This is a genomic window from uncultured Kordia sp. (assembly GCF_947489565.1).
GTDB lineage: Bacteria > Bacteroidota > Bacteroidia > Flavobacteriales > Flavobacteriaceae > Kordia.
In genome coordinates this window covers 88,662-114,237 of sequence record NZ_CANLEA010000010.1, presented here as the reverse complement: position 1 = coordinate 114,237, position 25,576 = coordinate 88,662, and the positions used below count along the sequence as shown (strand labels likewise).

At 35.1% G+C, this 25,576-nt stretch carries 18 protein-coding genes; 16 read left to right on the top strand and 2 right to left on the bottom strand.

Annotation, left to right across the window (positions count from 1 at the left end; translation table 11 throughout):
• The first annotated feature begins 6 nt into the window (after window positions 1-6).
• Window positions 7-924, top strand: coding sequence for an ion channel (locus tag Q0845_RS14890; protein ID WP_298514743.1), 918 nt, complete (start codon window positions 7-9; stop codon window positions 922-924).
• 7 nt (window positions 925-931) lie between these two features.
• Here the strand turns inward: Q0845_RS14890 and Q0845_RS14885 are convergent, their stop codons facing one another.
• Both Q0845_RS14885 and Q0845_RS14880 read right to left on the bottom strand, forming a co-directional pair.
• Window positions 932-1,987, bottom strand: a complete 1,056-nt coding sequence (locus Q0845_RS14885; protein ID WP_298514741.1) for a hypothetical protein — start codon at window positions 1,985-1,987, stop codon at window positions 932-934.
• A 23-nt stretch (window positions 1,988-2,010) separates the two neighbouring features.
• Window positions 2,011-4,242, bottom strand: a complete 2,232-nt coding sequence (locus Q0845_RS14880; RefSeq protein WP_298514738.1) for an AAA family ATPase — start codon at window positions 4,240-4,242, stop codon at window positions 2,011-2,013.
• A 310-nt stretch (window positions 4,243-4,552) separates the two neighbouring features.
• On the opposite strand from Q0845_RS14880, the gene Q0845_RS14875 reads away from it, so the two are divergent.
• The 15 genes from Q0845_RS14875 (at window position 4,553) to Q0845_RS14805 (ending at window position 25,565) form a co-directional block, all read left to right on the top strand.
• Window positions 4,553-5,347, top strand: coding sequence for an outer membrane protein assembly factor BamD (locus tag Q0845_RS14875; RefSeq protein ID WP_298514736.1), 795 nt, complete (start codon window positions 4,553-4,555; stop codon window positions 5,345-5,347).
• 5 nt (window positions 5,348-5,352) lie between these two features.
• Window positions 5,353-5,679 (top strand): DNA-directed RNA polymerase subunit omega, encoded by a 327-nt coding sequence (locus Q0845_RS14870; RefSeq protein WP_298514734.1) that lies wholly within the window; start codon window positions 5,353-5,355, stop codon window positions 5,677-5,679.
• A 3-nt stretch (window positions 5,680-5,682) separates the two neighbouring features.
• Window positions 5,683-6,894 carry a bifunctional phosphopantothenoylcysteine decarboxylase/phosphopantothenate--cysteine ligase CoaBC gene (coaBC, locus tag Q0845_RS14865; protein WP_298514732.1) on the top strand — a complete coding sequence of 404 codons (1,212 nt, stop codon included), beginning with the start codon at window positions 5,683-5,685 and terminating at the stop codon, window positions 6,892-6,894.
• Entirely contained in the window at window positions 6,887-7,777 is an 891-nt protein-coding gene (locus tag Q0845_RS14860; RefSeq protein WP_298514730.1) for a DUF4835 family protein, read from the top strand. The genes coaBC and Q0845_RS14860 overlap by 8 nt, the downstream gene beginning before the upstream one ends.
• Window positions 7,778-7,847: 70 nt before the next feature.
• Window positions 7,848-9,503, top strand: a complete 1,656-nt coding sequence (gene recN / locus Q0845_RS14855; RefSeq protein WP_298514728.1) for a DNA repair protein RecN — start codon at window positions 7,848-7,850, stop codon at window positions 9,501-9,503.
• Window positions 9,504-9,587: 84 nt separating this feature from the next.
• Complete coding sequence (locus Q0845_RS14850; protein WP_298514726.1) at window positions 9,588-10,403, top strand: SDR family oxidoreductase; 816 nt, start codon at window positions 9,588-9,590, stop codon at window positions 10,401-10,403.
• A gap of 284 nt (window positions 10,404-10,687) precedes the next feature.
• Window positions 10,688-12,418, top strand: a complete 1,731-nt coding sequence (locus tag Q0845_RS14845; RefSeq protein ID WP_298514724.1) for an FG-GAP-like repeat-containing protein — start codon at window positions 10,688-10,690, stop codon at window positions 12,416-12,418.
• 145 nt (window positions 12,419-12,563) lie between these two features.
• The gene (locus Q0845_RS14840; RefSeq protein WP_298514721.1) at window positions 12,564-15,161 is read left to right on the top strand and encodes a T9SS type A sorting domain-containing protein; all 2,598 of its coding nucleotides are present in this window, start codon (window positions 12,564-12,566) and stop codon (window positions 15,159-15,161) included.
• 279 nt (window positions 15,162-15,440) lie between these two features.
• Window positions 15,441-18,848 (top strand): fibronectin type III domain-containing protein, encoded by a 3,408-nt coding sequence (locus Q0845_RS14835; RefSeq protein ID WP_298514719.1) that lies wholly within the window; start codon window positions 15,441-15,443, stop codon window positions 18,846-18,848.
• A gap of 74 nt (window positions 18,849-18,922) precedes the next feature.
• On the top strand, window positions 18,923-19,930 hold the full coding sequence (locus Q0845_RS14830) for a glycosyltransferase (RefSeq protein WP_298514716.1): 1,008 nt from the start codon (window positions 18,923-18,925) through the stop codon (window positions 19,928-19,930).
• 1 nt (window position 19,931) lies between these two features.
• Complete coding sequence (locus Q0845_RS14825) at window positions 19,932-20,894, top strand: CdaR family protein (RefSeq protein ID WP_298514714.1); 963 nt, start codon at window positions 19,932-19,934, stop codon at window positions 20,892-20,894.
• Window positions 20,891-21,484, top strand: coding sequence for a dephospho-CoA kinase (coaE, locus tag Q0845_RS14820; protein ID WP_298514711.1), 594 nt, complete (start codon window positions 20,891-20,893; stop codon window positions 21,482-21,484). Before Q0845_RS14825 ends, coaE begins: the two co-directional genes overlap by 4 nt.
• A 72-nt stretch (window positions 21,485-21,556) precedes the next feature.
• Window positions 21,557-23,137, top strand: coding sequence for a HAMP domain-containing sensor histidine kinase (locus Q0845_RS14815; RefSeq protein ID WP_298514708.1), 1,581 nt, complete (start codon window positions 21,557-21,559; stop codon window positions 23,135-23,137).
• A gap of 5 nt (window positions 23,138-23,142) precedes the next feature.
• Entirely contained in the window at window positions 23,143-23,856 is a 714-nt protein-coding gene (locus Q0845_RS14810; RefSeq protein WP_298514705.1) for a response regulator transcription factor, read from the top strand.
• Window positions 23,857-24,032: 176 nt separating this feature from the next.
• Window positions 24,033-25,565, top strand: a complete 1,533-nt coding sequence (locus tag Q0845_RS14805; RefSeq protein ID WP_298514702.1) for a T9SS type A sorting domain-containing protein — start codon at window positions 24,033-24,035, stop codon at window positions 25,563-25,565.
• Window positions 25,566-25,576 lie beyond the last annotated feature (11 nt).

The following is a 25,576-nucleotide window of genomic DNA, read 5'->3' as shown; positions in this document are numbered from 1 at the left end:
ACGTACATGGCAAAAAAAGTAAAAGACCCAGGATTAGGAGAAGCTACCATTACATCCGCAAAACGAATGGTCAACAAAGATGGTTCGTTTAATATTAAACACCTGCATGGAAAAGTTGGAATTTCTGCTTTGTACGCGTATTTGGTAGATATAAGCTGGTCACGCTTTTTTTGCTTGGTTTTTTTAGTATACTTTATCATCAATATGACATTTGCCACCATCTATGTGAGTATTGGTGTCGAATATATTTCTGTAGAACCGCAAGGTTTTTTAGTAGATTTTGTAAATGCATTTTTCTTTTCCTCACAAACCATTACTACGTTAGGATATGGAGCTATGGCGCCAACAAGTGTATTGGCAGGAATTGTGTCGAGTTTTCAAGCTTTGATTGGGTTGTTAAGTTTTTCATTCGTCACAGGATTGTTGTACGGACGTTTTTCCAAACCAAAAGCATCTATTCAATTCAGTGATCATATGATTTACCGTGATTTTAAAGAGGGAAAAGCATTGATGTTTCGCTTGATGAATAGTAAGATCGATGTCATGATCAATCCGCGTGTAAAAGTCACGTTGGCGATGACAGAACCCGATGAAAAGCAAGGTTACAGACGTAATTTTTATCAGCTAGAGCTGGAAAGAGATCATATTACATATTTGCCAACCACATGGACATTAGTGCATGAAATTACAGAAGAATCACCTTTGTATAAATTCACAGAAGAAGAACTCAAAACACTCAACGGCGAGTTTTTAATCATGGTTTCCTATCATGATGAAGCTTTCAATGAAGAAGTGCACAAACTGCATTCGTATACTTTTGAAGAATTGCTGATGAATGTCGCTTTTGAAAAAGCATTCTATTACGATGAAGATGGTTTTACCGTGTTAGATCATCATAAAATAAGTAATACAAAAAAAATATAGCAAATCTTTATTTCAATAATCCTTCAATAGTAAGTCCTAATCTTTGAAGTTGCGAGAAGTTTTTAAAATCTTCTAGCAGCATTTTTTTAAAGCTTAAATAATCGGATGTCTCTTTCATTTTCGATTGAAATCGCGCTTTTTGAAATTTAAACTTTTCGATTTCCTCGGAAGTATCTTCTCCCGCATTTTTCTTTCGTGAGAAGGCTTCAATACTATCTAAAAGTCCCATGAAAATAGATTTTAAGTCCAAACCAGCTTCCATACGATCGGCAACCAATTTGGTTCGGTTCAAACCATACAAGGCAATGGAGATTTCGCCTTTTTTGCTTGGTTTATTATCGTCTAAAACTTTTGCTTTTACAATGCCAACGTCCTTTTCTTCGTTCACAGGAAATACAAAATGGTCGTCAGGATCATCGACACACGGATCAATAATCAATAAAATATCTTTTTCAGTATCTAAATCTTGGTTGTGCGATCGGATTCGTTTTGTTTCTTCGGCGATAGGGAAGCGGTTTTTCTTTCCTAGTGGTTTCAAACCTTCAACATTGGGTTGATCTAAATTGCTTTTTCGATTGCAAAGAATACACGACCATAGTAAATTGTGCCAATCAGCAGCCAACCAATAATAACCCGGTTCTATGAGTTTTTCATCGACAGCATCTCTAAAAGGATTGAATGCTTTTTTTGGTCTAAAATGCTCAATATCGGCATTGCTATTGGCTAAAAACTTACTATCGCAATACGCACATTTATCATTAAATACAGTACGAATTTTTTCTTTTAACTCTTTGTCTTTATACACCGTAAAACTTGGTGCTTTTTTGCCTTCCACTTTAAAATTAGCGGGATCAGCATAATAATTGATGGCTTCCAAAGTTTCTTCCTCAGCTTTGGTAAACATTTCATTTTCATCTTCTAATCGCGAAACGAAACCTTGAAAATGGACAGCATCTTCAGCAATCAATTTCAACAAATTGGTGCGCAGTTCAAGAGAGAGCGATTTTGTCTTTTCTGTATAGATGTTAATATTTGGAGTCTCTGGACGATTAATTTTTATCATGGCGTATGCTAGTAATTAAAACGTTACGATTTCCAAAGTTCTTGTACAGCTGATAATGTATCATCTGTTAGCTTTTCTAGATCACTTGGTTTTTCATTTTTCTTATAAAACTCATATTTTTCCTTTACGATTTTATATTCTTGCGTATTTAACAAAGTTTCACCTAACAATAAATCAGGTTTCAATTGCGCTTCCAACTCGCTCATTTCTTCTTTTTCCTCTTCGGATCTTGAATTCATAGCTCTCAATTCAAAATAGCGATTAAACTCAGCTTCTAATTCTGGATCCATCGTAGAACTCAAGCCAAATACAGAGGTTAAAATTTGTCCAATCCGCAATTCTTTCGGATTAGGAAGTTCCGTGATCACTTCTACATGTCTGTCCGCATCTCGTCGCATCAAAATCACTTCGCCATCATCCAAACCTCTCAAACACAACGGTTGATGTGTGGAAGCAATAAATTGCATGTTTTTAAAGGCTTTGCGAATACTACTCACAATGCGCATTTTCCATTGCGGATGTAGATGTGCGCCAATTTCATCAATAATAACAATACCTCTGGCTTCATCTGGATTTTCCCAGAAATTCATCACCAATTGTAAAATATCGGTAGTCAATGCCATTACGGACTGATATCCATCACTTAAATCTTTGAAGGTTTCCAAATGATGATTGACATATATTTTTACTTCATTTTCGGTTCTTAAAATTTCCTCATCTTCTGGAATGCGTAATAAATCTTTGATGATAATGGCAGCTCGTCGGAACAATTTTTCATCTAAATTCAAAAGCCATTTTTCAGCATCTCCTAACGGAATAAAAGGATTGAAAAGATTGTCAAGCTTATTCATTTTGTTGACAATATGTTTAGCTTCATGTTTGGAACCTCTTGGAAGCAATCGTGTAGCGCCATATGCCAATAAAAAAGTAGGAGAGGACCAAACTTTACTTTGCATATTTTCTTCCTGTAGTGATAATGGTAGCGTAACACTTTGTTCTTTAACATTGGTAAATGTCACGGAATCTTCTTCTATTTCTAATATTCGAGGATTTTTACTTCCTGTCATCCACACTTTAATAGTGGCTTTAGATTCTCCGTGTTTTATAAAACTTGTTGGATCAATTAAATCCATTCGAATCATATCCTGAAAATAATCAATATCGCACAAATTCATGCATAAGGATTTTAATACGGTACTTTTTCCAGTGCCATTTTCTCCTAATAACATGAACCACAATACAAAATTGCCTTCATCATTTACCAAATTGAATTCTTGACTTGTATACGTTTTTACATTGGTCAATTCAATCTTAGCGACAAAATGTTCTTTCAGCATATACATAGAACTCATTTCAGATTCTACATCCATATAGCTGCTTTCAACTTCTTGTGTAAAGTCTTCATATTCTTTGGTTGCGGCTTGCTTTTCGTCGTCTGTGTAGGTTTTGGTATATTCGAAAGATTTCGTTTGTAAAGGTTCCGTTTTAAACTCTTCAAGTTCTTTTAAAAAGGATAAAATATACTGTCTTTTGAGTCCAGCATACTCTTCGGAGCTAGCTGTCATTTTTTGCAAAATCTCGATTTCTGATTTTAGAAATTCAGGATCTTTTGCGTCCGACTCAAGTAATTTATATATTCTCGCGATAGCAGCTTTAATAGTAATGATGGTTTTTTCACGAGCTAGCACAAGCGCTGTACGATTTAAGCCTAAAATCATGATAGAAGCTTTTCCTCTTTCTGTTTTAGAGACAATCACACCTTTATCCGTATACATAAAGTGTTCTTCTGGATGATCGATACATGGATTTAAAATAAGAGGATTCTCGTCATTCAAATCATCATTGGGCGAAAACGCTCTTTTCGTTTCATCTTTAATAGGAAAGTAATTCTTTTTTTTAATATTACAGTTTCTACACGAAACTAATAAATTATCCCAATCATTTACCAACCACCAATATCCTGGATGGTCTGAAGATTCTGAAACACCACCTTTAGGTCGGTAATGTTCCAGATCTCCTACAAATGTGGTCAATATTAAACTTTCACAGTATGCACATTTTCCATGAAAAAGATCTTTTAGCGCATTTTTAATGGTTTTATCTAAATAATTCTTAAAACGAAATCGCCGTTGTCCTCTTGAGTGTTCGGCATATTCAAAAAAAGCTTTTGCTTCTTCAAGTTCTCTTGCTAATCTTTTGTTGTTTGGAAGAAGAGCTGATGGAATTGGGACAGCAGTACGATCTATATGAATCATTGCAAGACAATTTAAGGAGTTGTTATACGTTTTTAGAATCTACTAAAATTACAAAATTTTCTCACAGTCACAAAATGGCAAATATGCTTCGTTTGATAAAATTTAGAATTGCTAAAAAAATCAACAATCTAAAAGCGAAATATGTCTAATCTTCCAAAAGGATAAGACACCTAAAAACGCTTACAAGCTAGCTAAAAAGTTAAATCTATGATAAAGAATACTAAAATCAGATTTGTAAAGTTATTTTAGCGCTTTAAAAATGTTTTCATAATACATAATAAATACCTATTTTTGCCAGATGTTTAAAAAGATGAGGAAATTTCTATACCTAATTCTAGCAGTTGCTACGCTCGCTTCTTGTAGTGAATACCAAAAAGCGTTAAAGTCGGAAGATACGAAAGTAAAATACAAACTTGCGGAGCGTTTATACAAAGAGAAAAAGTTTAAAAAATCAAGTAGACTTTTCGAGCAAATTGTACCTAAATTTAGAGGAAAGCCACAAGGAGAGCGTGTTACATTTATGTACGGACGCACGTTGTTTGAAATTGAACAATATATTGTATCTGGATATCAGTTTGAGCGTTTTGCACGTTCATATCCAAAGAGTGATAGCGTAGAAGTAGCTTCTTTTTATGAAGCAAAAAGTTATTATATGCAATCGCCTCGTTTTAGCATAGACCAAAGAGATACATATACTGCCATTAATAAATTACAAGGATTTATCAATAACTATCCAGATTCAGAACATCTTGATGATGCCAATAAAATGGTAGATGAATTAACAACTAAGATAGAAAAGAAAGCATACGAAATTGCAAAACAATACAATACAATTTCAGATTACAAAGCTGCTATCAAAGCAACAGAAAACTTTCTTTCAGATTTTCCAGGAACATCTTTCAGAGAAGATGCAATGTATTTGCGTTTAAGCGCGATGTACAATCTTGCTATCCGAAGCTTTGAAACCTTAATGGAAGATCGTTTAAACGAAGCAGGATCAGCGTATAAGTCGTTGGTCAAGTTTTACCCTGAATCAAAATATAGAGAAGAAGCCGATAAAATCATGGCTACTATAACAGAAGAATTAGCAAAATTTTCAAAATAAAAATTATGGTTGATATTAAAAACTTAGACGCTCCAATTAGCACAAAAACAATTGAAAGAAATCAGTTTGATGCACCGACGGACAATATTTATGAAGCAATTTCAGTTGTAGCTAAAAGAGCGATTCAAATCAACTCTGAAATCAAAAAAGAATTGATCGAGAAATTAGATGAATTTGCTACACACAACGACAGTTTAGAGGAAATCTTTGAAAACAAAGAGCAAATCGAAGTATCTAAATTCTACGAAAAACTTCCAAAGCCACATGCAATTGCAGTTCACGAATGGTTGGAAGACAAAATTTACTACCGTAACACAAAAGAAGAAGCATAATTTATGTCAATATTAAGGGGCAAAAAAGTATTAGTAGGCGTTACCGCTGGTATTGCCGCTTATAAAATAGCTTCTTTAGTACGGTTATTCATAAAAGCAGGCGCCGAAGTCCAAGTGGTGATGACGCCTGCTTCCAAAGACTTCATTACACCGTTAACGCTATCTACATTATCTAAAAATCCAGTACACTCATCTTTTACGAATGAAGAAGATGATAATGCTGTATGGACAAATCATGTTGAATTAGGCTTGTGGGCAGATTTTATGTTGATTGCACCTGCAACAGCCAATACAATGTCCAAAATGGCTTCCGGAAATAGTGATAATCTATTGTTAGCAACTTATCTGTCAGCAAAATGTCCTGTATATTTTGCACCTGCGATGGATTTGGATATGTACAAACATCCATCTACCAAAAACTCTTTTGAACAACTCACCAAGTTTGGAAACAAGATGATTCCTGCAACAAGTGGTGAATTGGCGAGTGGTTTGGTTGGAGAAGGACGTATGGCGGAACCGGAAGATATGGTCGCGTTTATTGAAAAAGATATTTTAGATCAACTTCCGTTAAAAGGGAAAAAAGTCATGATTACGGCTGGTCCAACTTATGAAGCTATTGATCCTGTGCGTTTTATTGGGAATCATTCTTCAGGGAAAATGGGCTACGAATTGGCACGTGCAGCAGCTAACTTAGGTGCAGAGGTCACTTTAATTGCTGGCCCCAACAATCAAAGTATTTCGCATGCATCCGTAAAAGTAGTTGATGTAATAAGTGCGGAAGACATGTATAATGCAGCACACAACGATTTTTCATCGGCAGATATTGCCATTCTTTCAGCAGCAGTTGCCGATTATAAACCAAAAGATATTGCTACTCAGAAAATAAAAAAGAAAGATTCATCGTTACATATTGAGTTGGTGAAAACAAAAGATATTTTAGCATCTTTAGGAGACATCAAAAAAGCACAATTTTTAGTAGGTTTTGCATTAGAGACAAATAATGAATTGGAAAACGCAAAAGGGAAACTTACGCGTAAAAATTTAGATATGATTGTCCTAAATTCTCTAAACGATAAAGGAGCAGGATTTGGAAAACCAACGAACAAAGTAACTATTATTGACAAAAAAATGAATACCTTAGCTTTTGGGTTAAAATCGAAAGCCGAAGTAGCCATTGATATATTTAATGAAATTTTAAAGCGAATCCATGCGTAATCTTGTTTTAAGTCTATTGTTTTTATGTGGAATTTCTTTTGCAACAGCACAAGAATTGAACTGTCAAATCACTATTGACACACAACAAATCAATCAAACCAATCAGCAAATCTTTAAAACGCTCGAACGTTCGTTGAATGATTTTGTAAATAAAACCCAGTGGACAAATAAAAAGTTTGCTACTACAGAACGTATCAATTGTAGCATGGTGATTAATGTTTCTCAATACAATTCAGATGAATTTGTAGCCACCATCCAAGTACAATCATCACGTCCAATTTATAATTCATCTTTTGAATCGCCTGTATTTAACTTTAATGACAGACAGTTTCGATTTATTTATCAAGAATTTCAACCAATTGTATACAATCCGAATGCTTTTACATCAAACTTAGTTTCGGTTGTAGCGTATTATGTATATGTAATTTTAGGAATTGACGCAGATACGTTTTCGCTTCGTGGCGGATCAGATTATTTTGCACAAGCACAGCAAATTGTCAATCTTTCACAATCAGGACCATTTTTAGGTTGGAAAGAAGCAGATGGAAATCGTACACGTTGGACTTTACTAGATAACATGTTAAACAACACGCACAAAGAATACAGAACTGTAATGTATAACTACCACAGAGTAGGAATGGATAAAATGGCAGACGATTCGCGTGCAGCAAAATCCGCAATTGGTGGAACGCTAGAACTCTTTAAAGCATTGAACAATAGAAGACCAAATTCTTTCTTATTACAAACATTTTTTGATGCCAAATCAGAAGAAATTCAGCGAATATTTTCTGGTGGACCAAAAATAAATGTGGTACGCTTGGTAGAAACCTTAAATAAGGTAGCGCCATTTCACGCAACCAAGTGGGAAAAAATTAAATTCTGATTTTAGCGAAAATTTAGAGCAATACGCTATTTTTGTGAGCGGAAAACTAACGTAACAAAATTCTACAGCATTGCTCACACAACTTTCTATAAAAAACTTTGCCCTCATTGATTCTTTACAAGTCGAATTTGATAAAGGATTGACAATCATCACCGGAGAAACTGGAGCTGGAAAATCTATTCTTCTTGGAGGACTGGCATTGATATTAGGGAAGCGAGCAGATTTATCCTCCTTAAAAGACAAATCACGTAAATGTGTGATTGAAGCTGAGTTTTCTATTAAGAAATACAAACTCAAAAATTTCTTTGCAGCTAAAGATCTCGATTACGATCACGATACCATTGTGCGTCGAGAAATATTGCCTTCGGGGAAATCAAGAGCTTTTGTAAACGATGTGCCTGTACGTTTGGATGTATTGAATGCGCTAGGTGATCAATTAATTGATATTCACTCACAACATCAAACGCTACAATTAACCGACAATCAATTTCAATTTCAAGTCATTGACATTTTGGCGAATGTTTCAGAAGAAGTCAATTCGTTTAGAGAAGTGTTGAAAAACTATCAATTCACACAAAAAGAATTGCGTAACATTCGAGAAGAACAAGCAGCTTTAGAAAAAGAGCACGATTACAATATGTTTTTGTTGAAAGAATTGGAAGAGGCAAAACTTGAAGGATTGATTCTGGCAGATTTAGAAGCGCAATATGAACGTTTAAACAACGCAGAAGATATTAAAACAAATTTGAGTACTTCTGAACAAATACTTTCGGACGAACAAGTAGGAGTTTTAAATTTACTTTCGGAACTACAAGTCGCTTCGGGGAAACTATCGGAAATTGCGCCAGAATTTCAACAGTTGGCGGAACGTATTAAAAGTTCGTATATAGAATTGGATGATATTTATAACGAAATCATCAACTTGCAAGGAGAAGTTTCTTTTGATCCAGCATTGTTTGAAGAAATCTCTGGAAAGCTTCAAAAAATATTCGATCTGCAAAAAAAGCACAATGTACTTACCGTAGAGGAATTACTTTCGATTCAAACAGAACTTTCAGAAAAAGCTTCCGTTTCAGAAAACATAGATGCGGTGATTCAAGGAAAAGAAAAAGAATTACAAGAATTGAGTAAGGAACTGCAACAAATAGCAAAGATAATTCACAAAAAACGTTCGCAAGGAATTCCAACATTAGTGCAGCAGCTAGAAAATATGTTAGCAATGCTTGGCATGCCGAACGCACGTTTTGAAATCAAAGTACATATAGGAAATCAGTTTCACGCCAATGGTATGGATGATTTACAGTTCTTATTTTCGGCGAATAAAGGAGGAAGCTTTAATGAATTGAAAAAAGCGGCTTCTGGCGGAGAATTATCGCGCGTTATGTTATGTATAAAAGCCATCTTATCAAAATACATGCAATTGCCAACCATTATGTTTGATGAAATTGATACAGGAGTTTCTGGAGAAGTGGCTAATAAAATGGCAAAAATCATGCAGCAAATGAGCAAAAGCATGCAAGTATTTTCCATAACGCATTTGCCGCAAATAGCAGCCAAAGGGAAACAGCACTTCAAAGTATACAAACAAGATGTAAACGAAGTTACGACTACACAATTAAAACAGTTGCATGCAGAAGAGCGCGTACAAGAAATTGCGCAGATGTTAAGTGGCGCTAAAATTTCGGATTCAGCCTTGGCAAATGCAAAAGAATTGTTACAATCCTAAAAAAGAAGTTTCGAACCTTAGAAATCGATCATTTCAATCTTTTACCATATATTTGAACCACCAAACGACTTAAAAATAACAAGCATGTCATATAACTTATTAAAAGGAAAAAAAGGGATCATATTTGGTGCTTTAGACGAAAACTCTATCGCATGGAAAACTGCTGAACGCGTGCATGAAGAAGGAGGAACATTTGTATTAACAAATGCGCCAATTGCAATGCGTATGGGAAAAATAAATGAATTAGCAGAAAAAACTGGTTCAGAAATTATTCCTGCTGATGCTACAAACCTCGAAGATATTCAAAACCTAATAGAAAAGTCAATGGAAATCCTTGGCGGGAAAATTGACTTTGTATTGCATTCTATCGGAATGTCTGTAAATGTTCGTAAAGGAAGACATTATACAGATTTAAAATACGATTGGATGACTAAAGGTTGGGATGTTTCTGCAGTATCTTTTCACAAAGTAATGCAAACATTATACAAAACCGACGCAATGAATGAGTGGGGAAGTATTGTTGCATTGACATATATGGCAGCACAACGTACATTTCCAGATTACAACGATATGGCAGATAACAAAGCATACTTGGAATCAATTGCGCGTAGTTTTGGATACTTTTTCGGAAAAGATAAAAAAGTACGTGTCAACACAATTTCTCAATCGCCAACTCCTACAACAGCAGGTCAAGGTGTAAAAGGTTTTGGAGGATTTATCTCGTATGCAGAAAAAATGTCACCGCTTGGAAATGCAACTGCTTTAGACTGCGCAAACTATACAGTCAGCTTATTCTCTGACTTAACAAAGAGAGTAACTATGCAAAACTTATACAATGATGGTGGATTCTCAAATACAGGTGTCAGCCAAGAAGTAATAGAAAGATTCACAGAAGAATAAAAAATATTTTATCAAAAATGAAAGTGCCTCTAAGTTTAACTTAGAGGTATTTTTTTTGGAAAAAGTGTACAGAAAATTAGTATTGATAAAGATGCTGTGATTTTTAGAAAAGAAATCAAAAAATACTTATTACTGTTTAAGCTTAGTAAACACGTAGGTTTTATTAGAAGTTAGATGCTTTATCATTGTGCTTCATGAGTATATTAGTGTTAAATATTTGTGAAATTTAAGTTGTTTTAATAGTTTAGGAGTCTCGAACTCAATAATTTATTTACCGACTGCCTATGAAAAGACGACTACGCTTCTCCTTTTCGTTTATTATTTATATCATCTGTTTTCAGCTAAATGCACAAGCTTATTTTGAAAATCAAGCGACCACATTGGGTGTGGATGATTTTAGCGGAACTACATATCTAGGAAATGGAATTTCTTTTTGTGATTATAATGATGACGGATGGGACGATATTACCATTGGTACACAAAGTGGCGATCCTTTAAAGATTTACAGAAATAACGGAGATGGAACTTATGCGCTTGAAACTACATTGGTTCCAAATAACAATGCGCAACAAAAACAAGTAATCTGGGTAGATTTTGATAATGATGGCGATAAAGATTTATATGTTTCTGGCGATGTTGATGGAAGTCGTTTATACAGAAATAGCGGAACTACTCTAGTAGATGTAACTATAAGTTGTGGCTTACCAACGGCAGCTCAAGATAACTTTGGAGCTTCTTGGGGCGATTATAATAATGATGGATACTTAGATGTTTTTCTATGCAACAGAGGATTAAGTACGCCACAACCAAATTATTTATACAAAAATAACGGTGATGGTACTTTTTCAAATGTAAGTGCAGCTGCAGGAATAGACAATGGAAGTCACTTATCATTCTGTTCTGCATTCTTTGACTATAATAATGATGGATGGCAGGATATATACATGGCAAACGATAAAGTGAATACCACAAATATTTTATATAAAAATAATGGCGATGGTACTTTTTCGGATGTAAGTGAAGAATCAGGAACCAATCTAGCAATTGATGCAATGTCAGTTACGATTGCTGATTTTGATAGAGACAGTTGGTTTGATATTTATGTAACCAATGGAATTCCAGGAAATTATTTATTGCGAAACAATGGCGATGGAACATTTACAAACATTGCTTCTGATACAGGAACCATGTTTGAAAGCATTGCATGGGGATCCGTCTTTTTAGATGCTGAAAATGATGGTGATTTAGACTTATACGTAAGTGGATCACTTGATGGAGGAGTCCCAAGCCTTATTTCAGCAGCATTCTACACAAACAATGGTAATGGCACATTTAGCATTTTAGGAAGCTCTGGTTTCGAAAATGATAATACTGAAAGTTATGCAAATGCTATTGGAGATACGGATAATGATGGTTTTCCTGAAATTATAGTGAGCAACTCTGGCGGAGATGATATCTTTTTGTGGAAAAACCAAACGACTTCTAGTAATAATTGGCTAAAAGTCAATTTAGAAGGTGTTGCAAGCAATAAACAAGGAGTTGGAGCTATTATAGAACTCAAAAGTGAAGGAGTATCTCAGTACAGATATACTGTATGTGGAGAAGGTTATATTTCGCAAAACTCAGAAACAGAATTCTTTGGTATAGGAGTCAATACAACAATAGAATATGTAAAAGTTACTTGGTTAGGAGGTGCGCAAGACATTATATATGATGTAATACCAAATCAAGCTTTAACTATTTTAGAAGGAAGTAGTCCTTTAAGTACTGAGGAATTTCAAGAAAGAAATGCTGTTCAAGTATATCCAAACCCAACTAACGGAAAAATTTGGCTACAAACAACTACAAACGAGACCTATAAATATGTCATTTTTGACAGTCGAGGAGTACAAGTAAAAAATGGAAAAATAACGCCTCAAAATTACATGGATATTTCAACATTATCTTCAGGTTATTATACGCTTAAAATATTGGGTGAAAAAGCCGTTTTTAATAAAAAAATAATGTTAAAATAATGTAAATATAAACCGTAAGAAAAACCGCTTTTTGGGTGTTTTGTCGACAAAAAATGTTCTTTTATCGATATTAACATGGTTGATTCAAAAAAAATGTGGTTCTTTCAATTGATATTCAACTAACTAACAAAAAATCAAACTTTTTATGAGAAAAATTACACTTAAAATTTTTATGGTAATGTGCTTGTTTGGGACCTTTATTGGTACCTCTCAAACATTAAACCAGGCAGCAAACTGGCCTAACGCCGGTTGGTCGCTTTCAGGTACTTACACAGCTGGAGGATTACTTTCAGATCCTACTGGTGCTGGTACCTCTTTAACTTGGGATGATGATGCTGCCGGAAACGGATCAGCAGATGATATCATTGCAACTTCACCAGTAATCGATCTTACTGCAGCTAGTGGAGCAGGAGAAACTTGGATTACTATCAATAGTGCATTTACGTATAGAGCTCTTGGTGGAGACGTCTTAATTATTGAAACGTATGACGCAGACGCAATGACATGGTCTACGTTATATACATTTGCAGGAAATTCTACTGTCAATGACTTTCAAACATGTGCTAACACAGAAGCATATACGACTCCAGTACTCGATATTTCTGGATTTACAGGTACTCAGTTGTCAGGATTCCAATATAGAATATCTTATAATGACCAAGGAGGTTGGCAATGGGGATGGTGTGTAACTTCACCAACTATTACATCTGCTGCACCGCCATCATGTATTGACCCTTCTATGTTAACAGCAACAAATATCGCAGATACTACTGCTGATTTAGGATGGACAGAAAACGGAACAGCAACAGCATGGGATGTAGAAGTTGTAACTAGTGGTGCAATGGCAACAGGAACACCAACTGCTTCTGGGGTAATGAATCCTTATGGAGCTACTGGACTTACTGCTGATACATTATATGACTTTTATGTAAGAGCTGATTGTGGTGGATCTGGAACATCTAACTGGATTGGACCATTCACATTTAGAACTGCTTGTGCAGCAATTGCAGCAACATATACAGAAGACTTTGAAACGTTTACACCTGCAGTAGATGCAGCATTTGCAGCTGAAAACTGCTGGACAGGAACTAATACTGGAGGATCTTACTTCTGGGAATCTGCAGCTGGTACAGATGCAGGGTCAGGAGGAACAGGACCAGATCCAACAATTACTACAGGAAATTATTTTTATACTGAAGCTTCTGGAGCAGCAAACGGAGATGTAGCTGAATTAGTTTCTCCATTAGTAGACTTAACAGCATTGACTGCGCCTGCATTAACATTTAACTATCACATGTTCGGTGCACAAATTGGTACTTTAGATGTAATTGTTAATGGAACAACAAATGTTTGGACATTATCAGGACAACAACAAGGAACTGCTACTGCACCATGGGAACTAGCAGTTGTTGATTTAGCTGCGTATGCAGGACAATCGATTACTGTAACGTTTAGAGCAACAGCAGTAGGAACTTTTGAAGGAGATATTGCTATTGATAATGTATCATTTACTGAATTACCAGCATGTCCATTGCCAAATGCATTAACAGCTACAATGATCACAGATACTACTGCTGATTTAGGATGGACAGAAAACGGAACAGCTACAGTTTGGGATGTTGAAATCGTTGATGTAACTGGTGGAGGAATGGCAACAGGTACGCCAACAGCTACAGGAGTTGCGAATCCTTACTCAGCAATGGGACTTACTCAAAACAATGATTATGCTTTTTATGTAAGAGCTGATTGTGGTGGAGGAACATTCTCTGCATGGGCTGGACCATTTAACTTCTCAACGTTAGAAACTTGCCCAGCGCCATCAGGATTAACCGCTACAAATATTATGGAGACTAGTGCTGACTTAGGTTGGACAGAAAATGGAACTGCAACTACTTGGAATATTGAATTAGTAGACATAACAGCTGGAGGAACAGCAACAGGAACTGCTACAGCTACAGGAGTTATGAACCCTTATTCAGCTACAGGTTTAGTTGGAGATAATAACTATGAATTCTATGTACAAGCTGATTGTGGACCAGGTGGATTATCTGCTTGGGCAGGACCATTTGCATTTGCAACACCTTATGTTGCAGTACCGCCATCTTGTACTAATGGTATCTTCTTAGATTCAGGAGGTAACTCAGGAGATTACGGTGTTGGTGAAAATATTACATATACAATCTGTCCAGATATGGCTGGAGATGGTGTAAATGTTGAATTTACATTCTTCTCTGCTGAAAATAATGGAACTGGATGTTGGGATGGACTAACTATTCACAACGGTGCAGATGCTATGGCAACAACTATTGATCCTGCTGGAGGCGGAACAATTTGGTGTTGGGATAGAAATGACACGCCTGCTGATGGTTCAGGAGACTTACAAGGTATGACTATTACGTCTACAGATGCTTCTGGATGTTTAACATTCGTATTTACATCTGATGGTTCTGTTACAAGACCAGGATGGACTGCAAATGTAACTTGTGCACCATTATCAGTAGAGTCTGCAGAAGTTAGAGGTTTCTTACACTATGTAGATACTGTAAACAACAGCTTTGTAGTAAACGCACAAAGTACTATCAATTCTATTGAAGTATTCAACTTAGTTGGACAAATCATTACGACTGCGAAGCCAAATGCTGCTGCAGGAGAAGCGAACTTAGGTTCAGTTAAGAATGGAGTGTACTTTGCAAGAGTAACATTAGAAAACGGAAGAACTTCAGTTGTAAAATTCGTGAAGTAACCTTCTAAACAATATATTATAATGAAAAGCTGCTCAATATTGAGCAGCTTTTTTTATTTCCTGTTTTAATGAGTATACTTATTCTCAAAAATATTGTAATACTATTTATATGTAGATAAATAAGTTTTTCTCGATTTTAGATAAAGTAAAGTGTCTTAGTAGTAAAACTAACGATCAAATAACCGTTTTTACTGCTTATAAACGAGAGATGTGTAGTTGGTAAGCAGTTGTATGTAAATAATTCATATATTTATATACAACTATTTAACAACCATATACATGAGAAAAACTACACTTAAAACTTTATTTATAATGTTTTTTGCATTTACCTATATTGGGTATGCTCAAACATTAAATCAAAATGCAATGTGGCCTAATGGAGCTTGGACGCTTACAGGAACATACAATGCAGATCCTTTAGCATTGGAAGCTGATCCTACAGTTTCACCAAATTTCGCTTTTGATGATGACGATGCTGGAAATGGAAGTGATGATGATATTGCGGCAGAATCACCAGTAATTGATTTAACGGCTGCGCATGCAGCAGGAGAAACTTGGATTACCATTTCTGGTGATTTTGTTTATAATTATAACAATGATGACATTCTACAATTTGAATACTGGGATGCAGATGCAAGCACTTGGAATATTATAGGACAACCATTTAATGCTGATACAGCAGGAGCTCCAACAAATGATTTTTGTTCAGGGACTTCAGAAACTTATACAACCGAAGTTCTTAATATTGTTGCTTTTACGCCAACACAATTATCAGGCTTTCAATATAGAATTTATTTTGATGATTTAGTAGGTGGCCCAGGTTTTGAATGGGGATTTTGTTTTGATTCACCAACAATTACTTCTGCGGCACCACCAACATGCCCAGATCCATCTACTTTAGCAGCTGCTAATATTACCGCTTCAACAGCAGATTTATCTTGGTTAGAAAGTGGATCTGCTACAGCTTGGGATGTAGAAATAGTAACAGCTGGAACAGCTCCTACAGGAACACCTACAGCTACAGGTGTTTCAAACCCATATACTGCAATGGGACTTATGGATAATACAGAATATGACTTCTATGTAAGAGCTAATTGTGGTGTAGATGGTGTTTCCAATTGGATTGGACCTTTTACATTTAGAACAGCCTGTACTGCATTTACAGCACCATACACTGAAAATTTTGAAACATTTACTACTTCGGGATCAGCATTTGCTTCTGAAAATTGTTGGGAAGGAACTGGCGGTGCTTATTTTTGGGAATCAGCTCCAGGAACTGATGCAGGTTCAGGAGGAACAGGACCAGACCCATCAATTACAACAGGAAATTACTTTTATACTGAAGCATCTAATGGAACAGCAGGCGATACAACAGACTTAATATCTCCATTAGTAGACTTATCAGGATTGACAACTCCATCACTAACATTTAACTATCATATGTTTGGAGGAGAAATAGGAACTTTAGATGTATTAGTAAATGGAACTACGAATGTTTGGACATTGTCAGGACAACAACAAACAAGTGCAACAGCCGAATGGGAACTTGCTACTGTAGATTTATCTGCATTTGCAGGTCAAACTATATCGGTTACCTTTAGAGGAACAAGCGCAGGAACATTTGAAGGAGATATTTCAATTGATAATGTAGTATTTGATGAATTGCCAACATGTACATCGCCGAATGCATTAACAATTAGTAATATCACTGATACTACAGCCGATTTAGGATGGACAGAAAACGGAACAGCCACCATTTGGGATATTGAAATAGTAACAGCTGGAACACCGCCTACAGGAACACCTACAGCTACAGGTGTTACAAATCCATATACTGCAACGGGACTTACAGAAAATACAGAATATGACTTCTATGTAAGAGCTGATTGTGGTGTAGATGGAACATCAACGTGGGCAGGACCTTTTACGTTCAGGACAGCTTGTGCTCCAATTGCAGCAACATATACAGAAGATTTTGAAACCTTTACAACAGCAACAACAGCTTTTGTTTCTGAAAACTGTTGGTCAGCAACCAATACAAGTGGGTCTTATTTTTGGGAATCAGCACCAGGAACCGATGTAGGTTCAGGAGGTACTGGACCAGCACCATCTATTACGACAGGAAACTATTTTTATACAGAAGCTTCAGGATCAGCAATAGGAGATGCAGCAGAGTTGCTTTCTCCTCAAGTAGATTTAACAGCTTTAACAGCGCCTGCATTGACATTTAACTATCACATGTTCGGAATGCAAATCGGGTCATTAGAAGTCATTATAAGTGGATCTACTGTTTGGTCTTTATCAGGTCAGCAACAAGGAGGAGAAACGGAACCATGGGAACTTGCAGTTGTCGATTTAGCAGCGTATGCTGGACAAACTGTTACAGTAACATTTAGAGCAAGAAGTGCAGGAAGTTTTGAAGGAGATATCGCTATTGATAATATTTCCTTTACAGAATTACCAGCCTGTCCTACACCAAATGGGTTAACTGTAACTAATATTATGGATACTAGTGCTGATTTAGGATGGACAGAAAATGGAACATCTACAGCTTGGGATATTGAAATCGTTGACATTACAGGAGGCGGAATGGCAACGGGCACACCAACAGTATCAGGAGTTACAAACCCTTACACGGCAATGGGACTTACTCAAAATAATGATTACTCTTTCTATGTAAGAGCTGATTGTGGAGGCGGAACATTCTCTGCATGGGCAGGACCATTTTCATTTACAACACTTGAAACATGTCCAGCGCCAAATGGATTAACAGCCACAAATATTACGGAAACTACAGCTGACTTAGGCTGGACAGAAAATGGAATGGCTACTTCGTGGAATATTGAATTAGTAGATATAACTGCTGGAGGAACTGCAACAGGAACTGCTACAGCTTCTGGAGTTATGAATCCATATATGGCTACAGGTTTAGTAGGAGACAATAATTATGAGTTTTATGTACAAGCAGATTGCGGACCAGATGGAGTTTCTGCATGGGCAGGACCATTTGCTTTCAATACACCTTATGTGGCTGTACCACCTGATTGTACAAATGGAATCTTCTTAGATTCAGGAGGAGCTTCAGGAGATTACTCAAGTAATGAAGATATTACGTATACAATTTGTCCAGATATGGCTGGAGAAGGAGTACAAGTAACGTTTAGTTCGTTTAATACAGAAAATAATGGAGCTGCAGCTTGTTATGATGGATTAACAGTTCATAATGGAGCTGATGCAATGGCAACAACAATTGATCCACCAGGAGGCGGAACTATCTGGTGTTGGGATAGAAATGATACACCAGCAGTAGGAACAGGAGATTTACAAGGTATGACCATCATTTCTACAGATGCTTCAGGATGTTTAACTTTTGTATTTACTTCAGACGGATCTGTAACAAGACCAGGATGGGAAGCAACAGTGACCTGCGCACCATTATCTGTTGAATCTGCGGAAACAAGAGGTTTCATACACTATGTAAATACGATAACGAATAGCTTTGTAGTAAATGCTCAAAGTACTATCAAATCTATAGAAGTATACAATTTAGTTGGACAAATTCTTACGACAGCAAAACCAAATGCGACAGAAGGAGAAGCAAATTTAGGTTCAGTTAAAAACGGAGTGTACTTTGCAAGAGTAACATTAGAAAACGGAAGAACTTCAGTTGTAAAATTCGTGAGGTAAGCTTCTAAACATATATTTATCATTAAAAGCTGTTCTTCGTTGAACAGCTTTTTTTGTTTCCCTATATTTGCGGCATGCAAATAAAATTCTCAATTGTTGTTCCTGTATATAACAGACCTGATGAAGTAGCAGAGTTGCTTGAAAGCATCTCAAAACAGACATATCTGGAAGATTTTGAAGTTGTGATCGTAGAAGATGGTTCTACAGTTTCTTCTGAAGAGATTGTGAATACATACAAAGATTCGCTAGATATTAGTTATTATTTTAAACCTAATTCTGGACCAGGTGACTCACGTAATTACGGAATGAAGCGTGCTAAAGGGAATTATTACCTCATATTTGATTCAGATTGTATTTTACCACAGCAATATTTATCAGAAGTTTCAAAAGCATTAGATCATAAGTATGTAGATTGTTTTGGCGGACCAGATGCAGCGCATAGTTCATTTACTACCATACAAAAGGCAATTAGCTATGCAATGACCGCTTTTTTAACCACAGGAGGAATTAGAGGTGGAAAAAAGGCTGTCAATAAATTTCAACCGAGAAGTTTCAACATGGGAATTTCCAAAGAAGCCTTTGAAAAAACTCAAGGTTTTGGACAAATTCATCCAGGAGAAGATCCAGACTTAACAATTCGTATTTGGAACGCAGGTTATGAAACCATACTTATTCCAGAAGCGTATGTATATCATAAACGTAGAATTTCTTGGGAAAAATTTCATATTCAAGTCAACAAGTTTGGAATGGTGCGTCCAATACTCAATTTGTGGCATCCAGAAACGGCTAAACTTACGTACTGGTTTCCAACACTATTCTGTATAGGACTTGTAACTTCTATAATTCTCAGTATATTTTTTGCTTTTCATTGGTTTTTAATAGGATATGGTGTATATTTTATAGCCATATTACTAGATGCACTGCGCACAACAAAAAGTATCAAGATTGCGTTTTTATCAATCATAGCAGTCTGTATTCAGTTTTATGGATATGGTATTGGATTTTTAAAATCGACCATCGCATTAAAAATTTTCAAACAAAAACCCGAAGAGCGATTCCCAAAACTCTTCTTTAAAAAATAACATGCTTAAAGGAATAAAAAGTTTATTTAGCGCTACGATCAAAGGAAAAAAAATCAACGTATTTTTAATATTCTTTGTGGTTTCCTTTATTGTTTGGACACTTGTAAAACTCTCTGATACGTATACTGATACGATTAATATGACGGTTGCTTATAAGAACTTGTCAAACGATAAAATTCTATTAGGAAGCCAAGAAAATAACGTGCAGGCGCAAGTAAAAACGACAGGATTTCGCATGTTGCGTCAAAAATTCTTCAAAAAAGAAATAGAAGTAGACTTAAAGAAAGTTGCAAAAACAAAAAAAGAGAATACATTTTATGTGCTTGCTAACGACGCTATCAACAAACATATTTATCAAGATATTGAAATTTTAAACGTATCTCCAGATACCTTATACTTTACATTAGGAAAAAACAAAACGAAACGCGTTCCTGTAATTCCTCAATTAGAACTTGAGTTTGAACAAGGATTTAATTTATACGATTCGTTGCGTATAGAACCAAAATTTATTGAAATATCAGGACCTGAAGATGTTGTAGACAAACTAAAAGTAGTGTATACCGAAATCAAACAATTGGAAGATATTAATGCTGATATTGATTTAGAATTAGAACTCGTAAAAAATGATTCCTTAAAACGTCTGAAATATTCGCAACCAACGGTAAAGGCAGTAGCAAAGGTTGATAAATTTACAGAAGGGAAACTAAATATTCCATTACAAGTGCAAAATCTTCCTCAAGGATATTTAATCAAACTATTTCCAAAAGAAATAAGCATTACCTATACGGCGAATGTATCTGACTTCAATAAAATTACGGAAAACGACTTTGCGGTATATTGCGATTACAATGATATTAAAAACACAAATGCATCTTTTTTTATTCCGAAATTGGTGAAATTTCCAAAAACGGTAAAAACACATCGCATTGAAGACAAAAAAATAAATTTTTTAATCAAAAAATGATAGTAGGACTTACAGGCGGAATTGGCAGTGGAAAAACAACCATTGCAAAGATGTTTCATGAATTAGGCGTTTCAATATACATAGCAGATATAGAAGCTAAAAAGTTGATGCATACTTCTCAAGAAATCAAAGAAGAATTGATCGCTGCTTTTGGAGAAGAAACCTATGTAGATGGTGAGTTAAACCGAAGTTATTTATCAAACATTGTATTTAATCAACCAGAAGAACTACAAAAGATAAACGCTATAGTGCATCCACGTGTTGGCCAACATTTTAAAGATTGGTATATGTCACGAAGCGAAGAAAAATACATTATAAAAGAAGTTGCCATTTTATTTGAAAATGATTCTTATAAACATTGCGACAAAATTATTACGGTTGTAGCACCTTTAGAAACACGTTTTCAACGTTTGTTACAAAGAGACCAAACCACACGAGAAGCCATTCAAAGTCGAATCAATAATCAGTGGGATGATGCTAAAAAAATAGCACTTTCTGATTATGTAATTCACAATGAAGATTTAGAAAAAGCAAAAACTCAAGTTGCTAAAATACATCATGAAATTTCGCTGTTAAGTCAGAAAATCTGATGAAATTAACATATTTGTTAAGGTTTGGTTAAAAAGTTAATATAACCGATATTATACGTTAATTTTGATCAAATGAGTAAACGATTATTTATTGTTCTAGTCATTTTGATGAGTTTATCACTCATTGGGATTATATTTGTTCAAGGCTATTGGATTGCCTCTGCTGTTGAAGAAAAACAAGAGTCTTTTTCCTTGAATGCAAATCAAATCTTAACCAGTGTATCCGAAAGAGTGTCTGAGTATGAGGACCGAAGATACTATTTGCGATTTCAAAAATTGATGGATAGTGTAGGAGAACCAAAAGATGCACAAGTGTTAAATGTCTATCAGATTACTAGTAGAGATGAAAAAAATAATGAAACTAGTATATATACTCGCGGAATTATAGAGGAAGATTTTAATATTTTTCCAACGTTCATTGACAGTGCTTCCGAAGATGACAGTACTTCCATTAAAAACTTTAAAGTGGTGGAAACGCGCGTTACGTACCGAGAAGATTTATTAGATAATACCGATTTAAAACTATCTCCAGTACAGAAGTTTAAAAGAGTAAACAGCGTTTCTAAAAAGATGGCGCAGTACAAGGAAGTCATTAATGAATTGACGAAACAAGCTCCCATTGATGAACGTGTAAACAATGATTTGTTATCCTTTTTAATACAAGCCTATTTGGATGAGTTGGACTTGGATATGGATTTTGAATATGGTGTGTATGATGATGGACTTGCTACAAAAATAAAATCGGACGGATTTAAGATAACAAATGAAGGAATGTACGATGTTCCATTATTTGAAAATGACGATCAAAAAACAGGGTATACATTATTTGTAAGTTTCCCAAAAAGAAACAAATATGTATTGTCATCCATTATGGGAATGGCAATTATGTCCATCGTTTTTACGTTAATAATTATAATTGCATATTCTAGTGCTTTGTATCAGTTGATCAAACAGAAGCAGATTTCTGAAATTAAAACTGATTTTATCAATAATATGACGCACGAGTTTAAAACACCAATTGCCACCATCAATTTGGCTTTAGATGCTGTACGAAATCCGAAAGTCATTGACGATAAAGATAAAGTAAAGCGTTATTTGCGAATGATTCGTGAAGAAAATAAACGAATGCATGCACAGGTAGAAAATGTATTGCAAATTTCCAAACTTGAAAAAAACCAGTTGGAAATTAGTAAGGAAGAAGTAGATGCGCACGACTTAATAGAAGATGCAATGTCGCATATAGAATTGATTGTAGAAGATCGAAACGGATATGTAAAAACGCATTTGGAAGCAAATGATTCAATGGTAATGGCAAACGATACACACTTTACCAACGTTTTGGTAAATGTATTAGACAACGCCATTAAATATACGGAAGGAGAGCCAAAAATTGATATTTACACTGAAAAAGTGAAAAATAATATACAGATTAGAGTAAAAGATCAAGGACAAGGAATGTCCAAATCTGTACAAAAAAGAATATTTGAAAAATTTTATAGAGAACATACAGGTGATATACATAATGTAAAAGGGCACGGACTTGGCTTGGCTTATGTAAAACGTATTGTCGACGATCATGGTGGACAAATAAGCGTTGAAAGTGAGAAAGGAAAAGGAAGTACATTTATCATTAAATTACCTTTAATATTGTAACTAGCATGGAGATTCAAAACAAGAAAATTTTATTAGTAGAAGATGATCCGAATTTTGGAACTGTATTAAAAGACTATCTATCAATGAACGATTACGACGTTGTTCATGCAAAAAACGGAATGGAAGGATTTGAGAAATTCAAAAAAGACAATTACGACCTTTGCATACTTGACGTCATGATGCCGTACAAAGATGGTTTTACACTTGCGAAAGAAATTCGTGAAAAAAATACAGAAGTCCCAATCATTTTCTTAACTGCAAAAGCACTCAAAGAAGATGTGATGAAAGGATATAAAGTAGGCGCAGATGACTACTTAAATAAGCCTTTTGATTCGGAAGTATTATTGATGAAAATCAAAGCAATAATGCAACGTAAAACATCAGATTCAGTAGCAGACAGCAAACAATTTGAATTCGTTATTGGAAGATTTAGCTTAAACTCAAAACTACGTTTCTTAACGTTTGATCAAGAGGAGCCAATCAAATTATCGCCAAAAGAAAACGAATTATTGCGTTTATTAGCATTGCACGAAAATGATTTAATGCCAAGAGAACTGGCGTTAACAAAGATTTGGAGAGATGATAACTATTTCACTTCACGATCTATGGATGTTTATATTGCCAAACTACGTAAGTATCTAAAAAGAGACGAAGACGTAGAAATTTTAAACATTCACGGAGAAGGATTTAGATTGGTAATCAAAAATAAAGCGGAGTAGTAGTACTGCTCTAATTTTCCCTCAAACATTTGAAAAATATAGTCGACTACCCGAATGTCGACTTTTTCATTTATTCCCTAGTAAGTCTATGGAATATGCACTTATGGTCAAAGTTGTTTTTTTGATCATATTTAGAAAAAGCTCAGTTTTTAGTACCTTTAACGAAACTGATTGCTATGAAAAAATACTACTTACTATTAACTATCTTTTTAATAGGGTCAAGTCCTTTATTCTCTCAAGATTTAGATACATATAATTTTATAAAAACTAGTGTTAATGGTTATGATTTATGGAATTATGCCTTTACTACTGATGGTACGGGAAATATCTATGCTACGGGAAAACTAGACAATAATAATACCAACTACGAAGAAATTGTTACAATAAAATACATGCCAAACGGAGTTTTAGATACTTCCTTCGGAACTGATGGTATTTTCACCTACGATTTTGGATCAATGATATATCAAAGAGGCATTGATATTGCGATCGATGCCAACGGAAAAATATTGGTAACAGGCTATGCTGCAGAATCATTTACACATCGAAATTTATTTGTGATTCGATTGAATCAGAATGGAACATTAGATACAAGTTTTAATACTGATGGTGTATTAGAAATTGATAATGGATATTCAAACACTGCCTATAAAATTATAGTTGATGATAATGATGAAATTTTTGTCGGAGGTACTATTTCTACAAGCACTGTTAGTCAATTAGCAATTATTAAATTAAACGATGATGGAACGTATGATACTACTTTCAATCTTGACGGAATAAGTGTTACAGATCTTGGAAATAGTTCTGATAACAATTATATAAGTGACATGAATATACTTCCTGATGGTAAAATAATGACGCTTGCCAATACAGAATATAGCATATTACTCGTCAGATTCACAGATAACGGCCAACCAGATACAACCTATGGCAGTGGTAATGGAATCTATGAATACAGCTCAGGAAGTACTAGTTTTGAATATTATGCGAGTGAATTTCATATCAACACTGATGATACTATATTTATATTAGCTACAAAATACTGTGTTGGATGCAACCCTGGAAGTGGAAGTAATACCAATCGTTTTATTTTTAAAATGAATGCCAATGGAGCTTATGACAATACATTTAATGGGAATGGAGAATATTTTATAGACGACTTCTTCTCGCCAAGAGTATCTATGGCAGTTTCTCCAACGCAAGAAGTATATATTGCTGTGAAATTATTTGATTTTCAACTTCGAAAATTGACAAGCAGTGGAAATTTGGATACTTCTTTTTACGGAGATGGAAGTTGGAATCCTTCAGAAACAGAACGTAGAAAAATGTATCCGCTAGAAATGAATTTGAATGCAAGTGGAGAATTAATGATATTAGGTAAATCCACACTCAATCAACTCAGTGATGAATCATTATTCTATTCCGTGTTACCAGAACAAAGCAATGTTATCTTAAGTGTAGATGAAAATGAAGTTAACGGAACATTTGCAATGTATCCAAATCCAACGAATGATGTTGTTTATGTAAAAAATGACAATATGCAGGCTTCTATAACTGTTGAAATATTTAATGCTTTAGGCATGCGTTTATTTTCAAAAGAAATTTCAAACATGGACAACGCTATCAGTTTAAAAGGATATCCAGCTGGAATGTATTATGCAAAAGTTTTAGGAACAGATACGACAAAGTCAATTCTAAAAAACTAATATATTTTCTA

Coding starts and splice junctions, on each gene's coding strand:
- Q0845_RS14890 (WP_298514743.1), top strand. CDS start 7: ATGGCAAAAAAAGTAAAAGACCCAGGATTAGGAGAAGCTACCATTACA.
- Q0845_RS14885 (WP_298514741.1), bottom strand. CDS start 1,987: ATGATAAAAATTAATCGTCCAGAGACTCCAAATATTAACATCTATACA.
- Q0845_RS14880 (WP_298514738.1), bottom strand. CDS start 4,242: ATGATTCATATAGATCGTACTGCTGTCCCAATTCCATCAGCTCTTCTT.
- Q0845_RS14875 (WP_298514736.1), top strand. CDS start 4,553: ATGAGGAAATTTCTATACCTAATTCTAGCAGTTGCTACGCTCGCTTCT.
- Q0845_RS14870 (WP_298514734.1), top strand. CDS start 5,353: ATGGTTGATATTAAAAACTTAGACGCTCCAATTAGCACAAAAACAATT.
- coaBC (WP_298514732.1), top strand. CDS start 5,683: ATGTCAATATTAAGGGGCAAAAAAGTATTAGTAGGCGTTACCGCTGGT.
- Q0845_RS14860 (WP_298514730.1), top strand. CDS start 6,887: ATGCGTAATCTTGTTTTAAGTCTATTGTTTTTATGTGGAATTTCTTTT.
- Q0845_RS14850 (WP_298514726.1), top strand. CDS start 9,588: ATGTCATATAACTTATTAAAAGGAAAAAAAGGGATCATATTTGGTGCT.
- Q0845_RS14845 (WP_298514724.1), top strand. CDS start 10,688: ATGAAAAGACGACTACGCTTCTCCTTTTCGTTTATTATTTATATCATC.
- Q0845_RS14840 (WP_298514721.1), top strand. CDS start 12,564: ATGAGAAAAATTACACTTAAAATTTTTATGGTAATGTGCTTGTTTGGG.
- Q0845_RS14835 (WP_298514719.1), top strand. CDS start 15,441: ATGAGAAAAACTACACTTAAAACTTTATTTATAATGTTTTTTGCATTT.
- Q0845_RS14830 (WP_298514716.1), top strand. CDS start 18,923: ATGCAAATAAAATTCTCAATTGTTGTTCCTGTATATAACAGACCTGAT.
- Q0845_RS14825 (WP_298514714.1), top strand. CDS start 19,932: ATGCTTAAAGGAATAAAAAGTTTATTTAGCGCTACGATCAAAGGAAAA.
- coaE (WP_298514711.1), top strand. CDS start 20,891: ATGATAGTAGGACTTACAGGCGGAATTGGCAGTGGAAAAACAACCATT.
- Q0845_RS14815 (WP_298514708.1), top strand. CDS start 21,557: ATGAGTAAACGATTATTTATTGTTCTAGTCATTTTGATGAGTTTATCA.
- Q0845_RS14810 (WP_298514705.1), top strand. CDS start 23,143: ATGGAGATTCAAAACAAGAAAATTTTATTAGTAGAAGATGATCCGAAT.
- Q0845_RS14805 (WP_298514702.1), top strand. CDS start 24,033: ATGAAAAAATACTACTTACTATTAACTATCTTTTTAATAGGGTCAAGT.